At 73.9% G+C, this 12107-nt stretch carries 8 protein-coding genes; 2 read left to right on the top strand and 6 right to left on the bottom strand.

The window, feature by feature from the left end; genetic code table 11:
• Window positions 1-3 precede the first annotated feature (3 nt).
• Window positions 4-921 (bottom strand): permease-like cell division protein FtsX, encoded by a 918-nt coding sequence (gene ftsX / locus ACFYW5_RS05835; protein ID WP_389415691.1) that lies wholly within the window; start codon window positions 919-921, stop codon window positions 4-6.
• 40 nt (window positions 922-961) lie between these two features.
• Entirely contained in the window at window positions 962-1651 is a 690-nt protein-coding gene (ftsE, locus tag ACFYW5_RS05830; RefSeq protein ID WP_130436517.1) for a cell division ATP-binding protein FtsE, read from the bottom strand.
• Window positions 1652-1886: 235 nt separating this feature from the next.
• Here ftsE and ACFYW5_RS05825 point away from each other — a divergent pair, with 235 nt between their 5' ends.
• Window positions 1887-2078, top strand: coding sequence for a hypothetical protein (locus ACFYW5_RS05825; protein ID WP_389415690.1), 192 nt, complete (start codon window positions 1887-1889; stop codon window positions 2076-2078).
• 110 nt (window positions 2079-2188) lie between these two features.
• Here the strand turns inward: ACFYW5_RS05825 and ACFYW5_RS05820 are convergent, their stop codons facing one another.
• From ACFYW5_RS05820 to ACFYW5_RS05805, 4 genes are all read right to left on the bottom strand, one after another.
• Window positions 2189-2800, bottom strand: a complete 612-nt coding sequence (locus tag ACFYW5_RS05820) for a hypothetical protein (RefSeq protein WP_389415689.1) — start codon at window positions 2798-2800, stop codon at window positions 2189-2191.
• A 296-nt stretch (window positions 2801-3096) separates the two neighbouring features.
• Window positions 3097-4203: a peptide chain release factor 2 gene (prfB, locus tag ACFYW5_RS05815; RefSeq protein WP_389415688.1), complete on the bottom strand. Its 1107-nt coding sequence runs from the start codon at window positions 4201-4203 to the stop codon at window positions 3097-3099.
• A 155-nt stretch (window positions 4204-4358) separates the two neighbouring features.
• Entirely contained in the window at window positions 4359-5594 is a 1236-nt protein-coding gene (locus ACFYW5_RS05810; protein ID WP_389415687.1) for a serine/threonine-protein kinase, read from the bottom strand.
• Window positions 5595-5714: 120 nt separating this feature from the next.
• Window positions 5715-7349: a serine/threonine-protein kinase gene (locus tag ACFYW5_RS05805; RefSeq protein WP_389415686.1), complete on the bottom strand. Its 1635-nt coding sequence runs from the start codon at window positions 7347-7349 to the stop codon at window positions 5715-5717.
• Between the two features lie 363 nt (window positions 7350-7712).
• Here ACFYW5_RS05805 and ACFYW5_RS05800 point away from each other — a divergent pair, with 363 nt between their 5' ends.
• Window positions 7713-12065: an FtsK/SpoIIIE domain-containing protein gene (locus ACFYW5_RS05800; RefSeq protein WP_389416417.1), complete on the top strand. Its 4353-nt coding sequence runs from the start codon at window positions 7713-7715 to the stop codon at window positions 12063-12065.
• The last annotated feature ends 42 nt before the right edge of the window (window positions 12066-12107 follow it).

Genomic DNA, 12107 nt, shown 5'->3' with positions numbered 1-12107 from the left:
GAGTCACACCTTCAGGTACTTGCGCAGCGCGAAGAACGCGGCCAACGCCGGCATCACGAAGCTCGTCGCGAGGATGAGCGGCAGGTACTTCAGCACCGCGTCCCAGCCGATGAAGTTGATCAGATTCAGCTTCTCGGACAGCGCGAGTCCGTGGTCGATGATGAAGTACCGCGCCACCACCAGGAATCCGCAGGCGACCGCGCCACCGATCAGCCCGGCGACCGCGGCCTCCATGATGAACGGCGCCTGGATGTAGAAGCCCGAGGCACCGACCAGGCGCATGATCCCGGTCTCGCGCCGCCGGCTGAACGCCGAGACGCGCACGGTGTTGACGATCAGCATCAGCGCGACCACCAGCATCAGCGCCATCACCGCGCGGGCGGCCCAGTTCATGCCGTTGAGCAGTTCGAAGAGGTTGTCGAGGATCCCCTTCTGGTCCTGCACCGACTGCACCCCGTCGCGCCCGTCGAAGGCGGTGGCGATGACCTGGTACTTCTCCGGGTCGGTGAGCTTGATCCGGTACGACTCCTGCATCTGGTCCGGCGTGAGGGAGCTGGCCAGCGGGGAGTCGCCGAACTGCTCCTTGTAGTGCTTGTACGCCTGGTCCTGGGACTCGTACGTCACCGTGTCGACGACCGTCATCTTCTTCAGGTCGGCGAGGATCTCCTTCTTCTGGTCCGAGGTCACCGCGCCCTTGGCGCAGTTGGGGTCGGACTCGGCGTCGCTCTTGTTGCAGAGGAAGACCGAGACGTTGACCTTGTCGTACCAGTAGCCCTTCATGGTGCTGACCTGGTCGCTCATCAGGAGCGACCCGCCGAACAGGGCGAGCGACAGGGCGACGGAGACGATGACGGCGAACGTCATCGTCAGATTGCGGCGGAGACCGACACCGATCTCGGACAGTACGAACTGGGCGCGCATGGCGTCTGCTTCAAGCCTTTCCGTGGAACTCGCTGCGGTCTCAGTGCTGGTAGCCGTAGACGCCGCGGGCCTGGTCGCGGACGAGGCGGCCCTTCTCCAGCTCGATGACGCGCTTGCGCATCTGGTCCACGATGTTCTGGTCGTGCGTCGCCATCACCACGGTCGTGCCGGTCCGGTTGATCCGGTCCAGCAGCTTCATGATGCCGACGGAGGTCTGCGGGTCGAGGTTGCCGGTGGGCTCGTCGGCGATCAGCAGCTTGGGCCGGTTGACGAAGGCCCGCGCGATGGCGACGCGCTGCTGCTCACCGCCGGACAGCTCGCCCGGCATGCGCTCCTCCTTGCCGCCGAGCCCGACGAGGTCGAGCACCTGCGGCACGGACTTGCGGATCTCCCCGCGTGACTTGCCGATCACCTCCTGCGCGAAGGCGACGTTCTCGGCGACCGTCTTGTTGGGCAGCAGCCGGAAGTCCTGGAAGACCGTGCCCAGCTGGCGCCGCATCTGCGGGACCTTCCAGTTGGACAGGCGCGCGAGGTCCTTGCCCAGAACGTGCACCTGGCCGTGGCTGCACCGCTCCTCGCGGAGGACCAGCCGCAGGAAGGTGGACTTTCCGGAGCCGGAGGACCCCACGAGGAACACGAACTCGCCCTTCTCCACTTCCAGGGAGACATCCCTGAGTGCGGGGCGGGTCTGCTTGGGGTAGACCTTGGATACGTTGTCGAATCGGATCACGGATGCACCACGGGTCGCCGGGGGTAGATGAGCGTGACCTTACGCGAGTCGGGTGCGGGGGCGCAGGCGCCGGTCAGGGTTGCACCACGGATGTGCGTATTTGTACCGGGCTCCGGCCGCCCCCTTTCCCGGCGCCCAGGCAGCCTCCGGAGGAACCTGGCACAGTAGGTGGGGGAACGTTCTGCGCTCCTGAGACGTTCTCCCCCTGGAACCACTCACAAGAAGGGCGAGGCGCATGACGTACGACCGGCTGGTGTGCGCGAACTGCGCGGCGCCCGTGAACGAGGGCCGCTGCCCGGTCTGCCGGGCGAACCGCGAACGGCTGCAGCAGGACAACCCGCTCGGGAACCTGACCCCGATGACGCTGATCGCACTGCTGGCGGTGCTGATCGCGGCGCTGGCGCTGCTGGCGCACCAGACCGCGTAGAGCGGCCTCGCACGACCTGCGCGAAGACATACGAGAAGACATACGAAGGGCCCGGAGCGTTGCTGCGCTCCGGGCCCTTCGTCACGCACTGTGAGCGCGGGCGGCTACCGTCAGGCAGCCGCACCGCCCCGGCCGCCCACCAGGCGCGGAAGCACCCGGAAGCCGACGCCACCGGCGATCATCGTGGCGGCGCCGATGATCAGGAAGGTGGTCTGCGCGGCACCGGTCTCGGCCAGCTCCTCACCACTGCCCTGGGCGGAGGTGTCGGAGGCGGTCTCCTCACCGGTGTCGGTCAGGGAGGAGGAACCCTCCTGCTGGGCGGAGTCACCGGAGCCGCCGTCGGGGTCGGTGTTGTCACCGCCGCCGGTGCCGTTGCCATTCCCATTCCCATTCCCGTTGCCCGGGTCCTCGGTCGGCTCGGCGGTGGGCTCCGGGTCCTCGGTCGGCTCCGTCGGCTCCACGGTGGGCTCCGGCGGGTCGGTCGGCTCCGGCTCCCCGGTGGGCTCGGTCGGGATGACGGTCGGCTCGGTGGTGGAGGGCTCCGGTTCCGGCTCCTCGGTGGTGGGCTCCGGGTCCGGCTCCGGCGTGACACAGATGCCGAGCAGGCCGCAGTCCTCGCCCGTGTCTGCGGCAGCGACGCCGGCGGCAGTGAGCGAAGCGCCGGCCGCGATCACGGCACCGGCCGCGATCCGCGCGACACGGATCCGCGTCTTCTTGGTCATGTGGTTGCTACCCCCAGTAGCTCATCGTCAGTGAGGCGGCGCTCGGGGGCGGTGATCGACGGAAGGAGCTGAACTCGAGCCCCCCGGTTCACATGCGCCCCGGAGATACGCATGCCACGCCGCACCCTTCCGATTTTTCAAAGCAACGTCAAGGCCGTTGCGTACGCGATGTCCTGGTACGGGTTCTTTGCCGGAGGAGAACGCCTGTGAGTGTGATGTAAAACCCAGACATCGGGCACAGAAAAGGCAACTGCCGCCCCGAAAGCGGCAGTTGCCTTGTCGACAAAACGCTTCGCTTACTTCTCCTGCTGCTTGCGCCAGCGAATTCCGGCCTCCAGGAAGCCGTCGATCTCACCGTCGAGCACGGCCTGCGGGTTGCCCACCTCGAACTCCGTCCGCAGGTCCTTGACCATCTGGTAGGGGTGCAGGACGTACGAACGCATCTGGTTGCCCCAGGAGTTGCCGCCGTCGCCCTTGAGGGCGTTCATCTTGGCCTGTTCCTCCTGGCGGCGCCGCTCCAGCAGCTTGGCCTGGAGGACGTTCATGGCGGTGGCCTTGTTCTGGATCTGCGACCGCTCGTTCTGGCAGGAGACGACGATGCCGGTGGGGAGGTGGGTGAGGCGCACCGCGGAGTCGGTGGTGTTCACGCCCTGGCCGCCGGGACCGGACGAGCGGTACACGTCGATGCGCAGCTCGGACTCGTCGATCTCGATGTGGTCGGTCTGCTCGACCACCGGAAGCACCTCGACGCCCGCGAAGGAGGTCTGGCGGCGGCCCTGGTTGTCGAAGGGCGAGATCCGCACGAGGCGGTGCGTGCCCTGCTCGACGGAGAGCGTGCCGTAGGCGTACGGCACCTGTACGGAGAAGGTGGTCGACTTGATGCCGGCCTCTTCCGCGTACGAGGTCTCGATCAGCTCGGTCCTGTAGCCGTGCCGCTCCGCCCAGCGCAGGTACATGCGCTGCAGCTGCTCGGCGAAGTCGGCGGCGTCGACGCCACCGGCCTCGGCGCGGATGTTCACCAGCGCCTCGCGGGAGTCGTACTCCCCGCTGAGCAGGGTCCGGACCTCCATCTCGGCCAGCGCCTTCTTGACGGAGGTGAGCTCGGAATCGGCCTCGGCGCGAGTGTCCGGGTCGTCCTCCTCCTCGGCCATCTCGAAGAGCACGGCGAGGTCGTCGATGCGACCGCGCAGGGTCTCGGCCTTCCGCACCTCGGCCTGGAGGTGGGAGAGCTTGCTGGTGATCTTCTGCGCCTCGTCCGGGTTGTCCCACAGGGACGGCGCGGCCGCCTGCTCCTCGAGCACGGCGATGTCTGCCCTCAGCTTGTCGAGGTCCAGAACGGCCTCGATCGACTCCATGGTCGAGGAGAGGGACTTGAGCTCTTCGGATACATCGACGACTGCCACGCTCCCAGCGTAACGGCTCCGTCGAGCACCGAGGGCCGGTGGCCGCCCGGCGCCCGTGCGACCGGCTCCGGCGGGCCGCCGAGGGCCGTCGCCTCGCGGTCAAGAAGTCCCGGGCGCCGAACTCCCGCGAGCCACCGCAGGCAGCCGCCTCGCGGTCAGGGAGTCTCCGGTGCCGAGTTCTCCATGTCGTCGCGCGGAGTGGCCCCCGGGTCGTCCCCCGACGTCGCCAGCCAGGTACCGGCGCCCGCCGCGGCCACCAGGGCCACCGCCGCCGCCCCCAGGGCCAGCCGGCGCCGCCGGGTCGCCGCGCGGTGCCGGGCCGAACCCGGGCGTGGGGCGCCCGAGGCGCGGGGCACCCGGGCCGTGCCGCGGGCGCCGCCCGCCAGCTCGTCCGGGCCCGGCACCCTCATCGACGTATGGGTGTCGCGGTTGGAGTCGGCCGGCTTCGCGCCCGGCACCAGGGGCACCGCGCCCCGGCGTACCGGACCCGAGGGCGCCGGGGCCTGCGGTGCCGTCTCCTCCTCGACCGGCTCGGTGTCGGGCTCGTCCACGTCCAGCGGCGGCATGCCCGTCAGCATCGGCAGCAGCTCGCGCAGCCGCGCCCCCAGCTCCGAGGCGCGCAGCCGGGAGGCCGGCGCCTTCGCCAGGCACTGCACGATCAGCTGCCACAGCTCGTCCGGGATGCCGGGCAGCGGGGCGACCGTCTCCGTCACATGGCGGCGCAGCACCGCCCCGGGGTGGCCGCCGCCGAACGGCGTGAAGCCCGCCAGCAGCTCGTACAGCACCGTGGCCAGGGCGTAGATGTCCACCGACGCCCGCGGCGGCAGCCCCTCCACGATCTCCGGCGCCAGGTAGTCCGGCGTGCCGATGATCTTCGTGGCCCGGGTCCGCTTCGGGGAGTCGATCAGCTTCGCGACGCCGAAGTCGGTCAGGAGCGCGGGGTGCGCGCCGCCGGGGCCCAGCGGGCCCTGCATGTCCAGCAGGACGTTCTCCGGCTTCACGTCGCGGTGCACGACCCCGGCGGCGTGCGCCGCCGCGAGACCGTCCGCCACGTCCGCCACGATCGCCACCGCGGCCTCCGGCGCGAGCCGCTTGTCCCGGTCGAGGCGGGTGCGCAGATCGGTGCCCCGGACCAGGTCCATGACCAGCGCGAGGTCGTTGCCGTCGACGACCAGGTCGCGCACGGAGACGACCCGCGGGTGCTCGAGGCCGAGCAGCGCCGTGCGCTCCTGCACGAAGCGTCCGACGAGTTCCTGGTCGGACGCGAGATCCTCGCGCAGCAGCTTGATGGCGACGGGACCCTCGGGTCCCTCGCCCAGCCACACCGTGCCGGCGCTGCCCCGGCCCAGGATCTGGTGGGCGGTGTACCGGCTGCCGATCTTGCGTGCCAAGACTGCTCCTACAGACGCGTGTTGCCGACAAAACTACGCGTCCGGAGAGCCGGCCTTCACCGCGGAGGCGGAAATCACCCGCCGGGTGTCGACAAATCCACAGAGTCGCTACCGACCTCGCTACTGACCGGAGGACCCGCCGCTCAGGTCGCCGATCCATCCCGTCACCGTGGTGAACCAGTCCGTGAGCTGCTCCCAGTACCCCTTGCCCGTACCGATCCAGTCCTGCAGCGGGCTCAGCTCCCACACCAGCCATCCGGCCACGAACAGGATGACGAGCGTGAACAGGCAACCCTTGAGGCAGCCGAGACCGGGGATCCGCATCGGGTTGGCGCTGCGCTGCCGCGGCTGACGCGGCTCCCGCTGTGGCCGCTGGGGCTCGGGGGCGGGCGGCGGCGCGTACCGCTGCGGCTGCTGGGGGCGGGGCTGCTGCTGGGGTCGCGGCTGCTGCTGCGGGGCGTACTGCTGCGGCTGCTGCCCCTGCTGCGGATAGCCGTAACCGGGCTGCTGCTGGGGCCGGCGCTGCGGCGGCTGCTGCGGGCGCGCGACCTGCCGCTGGGGGCGGCGGCGCAGCGGGTCCTGGCTGGGGTCGAGGTACTGGACCTGCGTCTGCTCGTTACGGTCGCGCGCGGCCCGCAGCTGGTTCTGCCAGGGATGCGGATCCTCGGGCGAGGGACCCCCTTGCCCGCCCTGCGGGACGGGCGGCAGGACGGCGGTGGGGTCGGCGGCGCCGGACGGTCCCCCGGTGTGCGGCAGGACGCTGGTGGCGGCGTTCGGGTCGTAGCCTCCGGCGCCGTGCGGCAGCACCTGCGTGGGGTCGGCCGAGCCCGGGACCGGGGCGGGCGCCGGGTCGGGCGCGAGCAGCGCGGCGACGCCGTCGGCGGCGGCGATCTGCGCGGAGTTCGCGTGCACCCCGATGCCCTCGGCGACGACGCGCAGGCCGCGGGCGAGGTTCTCGGCGCTGGGGCGCCGGTCGGGGTCCTTGGACAGACAGCGCTCGATCACCGTCCACAGCGGGTCGGGGACCGTGGAGGGGCGGCGCGGCTCGGCGCTCAGGTGCTGGTGCAGGACTTCCAGGGCCGAGCCGCCGGAGAACGGGGGCCGGCCGGTGACCAGCTCGTACAGCAGGATGCCGGCGCCGTAGATGTCGACGGCGGAGGTCTGCGGGCGGCCCTCGGCGGACTCGGGCGCGACGTACGCGGGCGTGCCGACGAACTCGTGGGTGCGGGTCAGGCCCGGGGAGTCGGCGAGGCGGGCGATGCCGAAGTCGGTGAGCATCGGGTGCATCCGGCCGCCGTCCTGCTTGAGCAGGACGTTCGCCGGCTTCAGGTCGCGGTGCACTACGCCGTCGGCGTGGCTCGCGGCGAGGGCGTCGGCGATCTGGGCGGTGAGCAGGGCGGCGGCAACCGGGCTGAAGGGGCCGTTCTCGCGCAGGTAGCGGTGCAGGTCGGGGCCGTCGACGAGGTCCATGACCAGCGCCAGCAGCTCGCCCTCGACGACCAGGTCACGGACCCGGACGATGTTCGGGTGGGTCAGCCGGAGCAGGACGGACCGCTCCCTGAGGAACCGCATGACGATGTCCGCGTCGCTGGCCAGCTCCTCCTTGAGGACCTTGATCGCGACGGTCTCCCCGGGCTGGCCCGGCACGGCCGCCTCGGCGCCCGCGGTCTCACGCTGGCGGGCTCGCCAGACGGTGCCCGTGGCGCCGCGTCCGAGCGGCTCCTCGAGCAGGTACTTGCTGCCGACTGGCCGCACGTCACGCGCTCCCTGCTGATTGCCTGAAAGTGTTGCGATGTTCCGACCCACTGTAGTGCCGGGCGGATCGAAGCAAAGGTTCGCAGGAAAGACGCTCGGGCCGTTCTGTTTGGTTGCCCGAGCCGTGCGTGACCGATCTCAAGTGATCGTGAGCGCGTCAGGTATCAGGCATTTTTGCGGGCAGAGCCGACCAATCAAGATCACTTGTCTGCGGGCGGCGGGCGTGTTGTCAGTGGCAGGTGCGAGGATGCCTTCCGTACTGGCCGATGTGCTCGTGTGGCGGTGGGGGAAGTCCGCGGTGGGGGGACCGCGGGGCGTCGTCCCCGTTCGCGGGTGCCCGCGCAGAAGGGACCGCTGACGGCGATGCAGATCCGGCTGACCGTCGTAGACCCGCTGGGCCCGCCCCCCGCCGCCGCGCGGGGCCGCGCCGCGAGCTGCGACGTGCTGGTCACGGCGCCCGCCGGCACCGCCCTGGCCGCGGTGGCGTCGGCGCTCGCCTCGGCGGTCTCGGCGGGCGAGGGCCCCGTGGTGGTGTACGCGGGCGCGGAGCGGCTCGACAGTGCGCGCAGCACCCTGGGCGAGCCCCCGCTGATCGACGGCGCGGTCCTCTCCCTGGGCGCCCCCGCCGAGCCCGAGGCCCATCCCGAGTTCGACGACGCCCCGACCCAGCTCCATGTGGTGGCGGGCCCCGACGCGGGCGGCGTCCACCTCCTGCACGGCGGCCGGATCGAGGTCGGCCGCTCCGCCGACGCCGACGTGCCCCTCGACGACCCGGACGTCTCCCGGCTGCACTGCGCGGTCACGGTCGCCGACGACGGCCACGTCTCGGTCGCCGACCTCGGCTCCACCAACGGCACCACTCTGGACGGCGCCCGCGTGGGCACCCGCCCGGTCCGCCTCGCGCCGGGCGCGCTGCTGCGCATCGGCGAGTCGGCCCTGCGGCTCGCCCCGGCCGGCGGACCGGGGGCCCGGGTGGCGACGGTGCCGGACGGCGAGGGCCACATCCGCCTGTCCGGCGCCCACCCGCGCGGGGAGTCGACGCCGGGCGCCTACGAACCCACCGGGGAGACCCGGCACGGCTACGGCTCGGCCGCCTGGGGGGCGTCCTCGGCCACGCCGGGGGCGCAGCAGCACGGTCCGGTCGTGCCCGGTCAGGGCGGCGCGCCGCGACAGGGCGGTGCGCCCGGGCAGGGCGGTGCGCCCGGGCAGGGCAACGCACCCCGGCAAGGCAGCGCGTCCCGCACCGAGGACCGCGGGTCACGTGTCCCGGCTCCGCGCGGGGGTGACACCCACGGTGCGGGCTTCCCGGCGGATGGGGCCTCTCGCGGGGGCACTCCGGCGGACAGGCACCCTCGTGGGGGCACTCCGGCGGGCGGGCAGCCTCGGGTAGGCGCTCCGTCGGACGGCCGCCCTCGTGGGGGCGCTCCGGCAGACAGGCACCCTCGCGGGGGTGCTCCGGCCCCGGGTGACCGTCCGGCGGGCGGGCCCGGGCTCGGGGGGACGTACGCGTCCGGCGGCCGTGCCTTTGGGGACGGTAACCGCGCGGGCCTCTCGGCCGACGCCCACACCCGCGAGGCGCCCCGGGACGCGCTCGGCGGAACGTACGACCCCGACGGCCGCACCTCCGCGGACAGCCACCGCGCGGGCCGCGAGGCCCCCGGCTCCGCGCACAGCGACCGCGCAGGCCTCCCAGCGGAGGGCCACACCCGCGAGGTCCCCGGGGACGCGCTCGGTAGGACCCACACGTCCGGCAGCCGTACCTCCGCGGACAGCCACCGTGCGGACCTTCCCGCGGACGGCCACCCCCGCGGGGGCGCTCCGGCTGACGCACGCGGCGAGACGTACGCGCCCGGCAGCCGCACCTCCGCGGACAGCCACCGCCCGGGCCGCGAGGCCCCCGGCTCCGCGTACAACGACCACGCAGGCCTCCCAGCCGACGGCCACCCGCGCGGGGGCGCTGCGGGCACGCCCGGGCTCGGCGGGACGTACACGCCCGATGGCCGTACCTCCGCAGACAGCCACCACGCGGGCCTCCCGGCCGACGCCCACACCCGCGAGGCCCCCCGGGACGCGCTCGGCGGGACGTACGCGCCCGGCAGCCGCACCTCCGCGGACAGCCACCGCCCGGGCCGCGAGGCCCCCGGCTCCGCGTACAACGACCGCGCAGGCCTCCCCACCGACGGCCACCCGCGCGGGGGCGCTCCGGCTGACGCACGCGGCGAGACGTATGCACCCGGCAGCCGCACCTCCCCGGACAGCCACCGGCCAGGCCTCCCGGCCGATACCGACGCGCTCGGCGGGACGTACGCGCCCGGCAGCCGCACCTCCCCGGACAGCCACCACGCGGGCCTCCCGGCCGACACCGACGCGCCCGGCAGCCGTACCTCCGCGGACGGTGACCACGCGGACCGCCGCGGCGGTGGCCGGAGAGGCGGGCCGGCGCGCGGCGCCGAGGGCCCGCAGGGCGGGCGCAGGCGTGGGGGGCTCGGCGCCTGGGCCCGGCGGCTGACCGGCGGCCGCGGCGAACCGGCCCCGCCCGAAGCGGAGTCCTACGACGATCAGGGCCCCGAAGCGACCGAGCACCCCTCCGTCGCCGCCGCCCGGCTCCCGGAGACCTGGCCGGACCCCGCCGCCCTGCTGCTCACCGCCCTGGGCCCCGGCCCCCGTCTGTGGGAGCGCGGGCCGGACCACCCCGAGGCGCTCACCGTCCGCCTCGGCACCGCCGACCGCCCGGCCCCCGACGGCGCCGGACTGCTGCCCGCCGTACCGGTGACCGCCGATCTGCGCGAGACCGGCGCCCTGGGCCTGGCCGGCCCGCGCGCCCGGCTCACCGGGCTGGCCCGCGCGGTGGTGGCCCAGCTCGCCGCGCTGCACTCGCCGGACGCCCTGGAGATCGTGCTGATCAGCGCGGACCGCTCCCGCCCGCTGGAGGAGCGCGCCGCCGACTGGTCCTGGCTGGGCTGGCTCCCGCATCTGCGCCCGTCCCACGGCCAGGACTGCCGCCTGCTGCTGGCCCACGACCGCGAACAGGCCACGGCCCGCACGGACGAGTTGCTGCGCCGGCTCGACGACCACCCGAACCACGGCGAGCAGCCCTCCGCGCGCCCTGCCCACCGCCCCTCCTGGGCCCAGGACGACCCGGCGGCCCCCTTCCCCGGCCCGTACACCGTGGTCGTGGTGGACGGAGACCCCGGCGCCGCCGACGTCCGGGACGCCGTCGCACGGCTGGCGTCGGACGGCCCGCGGGCCGGAATCCATGTGGTGTGCCTCGCCGAGACACCACCCGCCTCGCCCGCCTCTCCGGTCACCGAGACCTACCGGGCGGCCTGCGCGGCGGCACCGGTGTTCCGGGCGTGCGGCGCGGTCGCCCTGCTGAGCGGCGATGTGGCGACCGCGCTGCGGCTGATGCGGGTCGCCCGCGCCGCCGGGGCGGACGCCCACGCCGACCCGGCCCCCGTCGCCCCCGGCACCGTGGCGACCGTGGACGCCGTCTCGCTCGCCTGGGCCGAGCGGTTCGCCCGGGCCCTGGCACCGCTGCGGCCGGACGGCACCGTGGCGGAGCGGCAGCCGCGGGTCTCCGCCCCGCTGCCCCAAGCAGCGCGGCTGCTGGACGAGTTGGGCCTGGCCCGGGCCACCCCGGCCTCCCTGATGGCCCGTTGGGCGGACGCGGCCGACGACGCCGAGGCGCTCGGCGGACGCGCGTGCGTCGTGCTGGGCGCCGGTCCGCGCGGCCCGGTCTCCGCGGACCTCGCGGCCGACGGACCGCATCTGCTGATCGAGGGCCCCGCGGGCAGTGGCCGTACGGAGCTGCTGCGGGCGCTCATCGCCTCGCTCGCCGCCGCCGAGCGGCCCGACCGGCTGACCATGGTCCTGATGGACGGCCGGGACAGCGCGGGCGGCAGCGGCGGCGACGGACTGCGCGTGTGCACCGACGTCCCGCATGTCACCACCCACCTCACCGCCAACGACCCGGTCCGGATGCGGGAGTTCGCACAGTCCCTGAGCGCCGAGCTGAAACGGCGCGCCGAGCTGCTGGGCCGCTCCCACTTCACGGAGTGGCACGCGGGCCGGATGGTCTCGGGCCGCATGGTCGCCCAGCGCACGGGCACCGGCGCCGGCGGAGCCGCCGACCTGGACACCCCGCCCAGTTCCACGCTGCGGCTGCGCCCGGCGGCGGCCCGCCGGCAGACGGAGGCCGCACCGCCGCTGCCCCGCCTGGTCGTGGTCGTGGACGACCTCGACGCCCTGGTCTCCCCGGCCCTCGGCTCCCCCGGCCGGCCCGCCGCGGGCTCGGTCGTGCGCGCCCTGGAGGCGGTGGCCCGGGAGGGCGAGCGGCTCGGCGTCCACCTGGTGGCCGCGACGGGCGCGGACGGCCGTACCGCCGAGTCGGAGACGGCGCGCCGGGCCACCCTGCGGGTCACCCTCGACGCCCCGGCCACCGGTCCGGACGAACCGGCGCCCGGCCGCGGCCGGTTGGCCTGGGCGGACGGTCGAGTGACCGCCTTCCAGGGCGGCCGGGTCACCGGCCGCATCCCCCGCACCGCGACCCTGCGCCCCACGGTCGTCCCCCTGGAGTGGCACCGCATGGGCGACCCCCCGGCCCGCCGCCCGGTCCGCGAACTGGGCAACGGCCCGACCGACCTCGCCCTTCTGGCCAGCGCGCTGGAGCGAGCGGCGAAGGAGGTCTCGGCCGCCGAGGTGCCGTCGCTGCTCTAGGAGGAGTGGAGCCTCAGTCACGACGCGGTCACGATCGCCTAC

It is taken from the genome of Streptomyces sp. NPDC002779, from assembly GCF_042888685.1.
Classification (GTDB): Bacteria; Actinomycetota; Actinomycetes; order Streptomycetales; family Streptomycetaceae; genus Streptomyces.
This window is presented reverse-complemented; position numbering and strand designations above follow the sequence as displayed.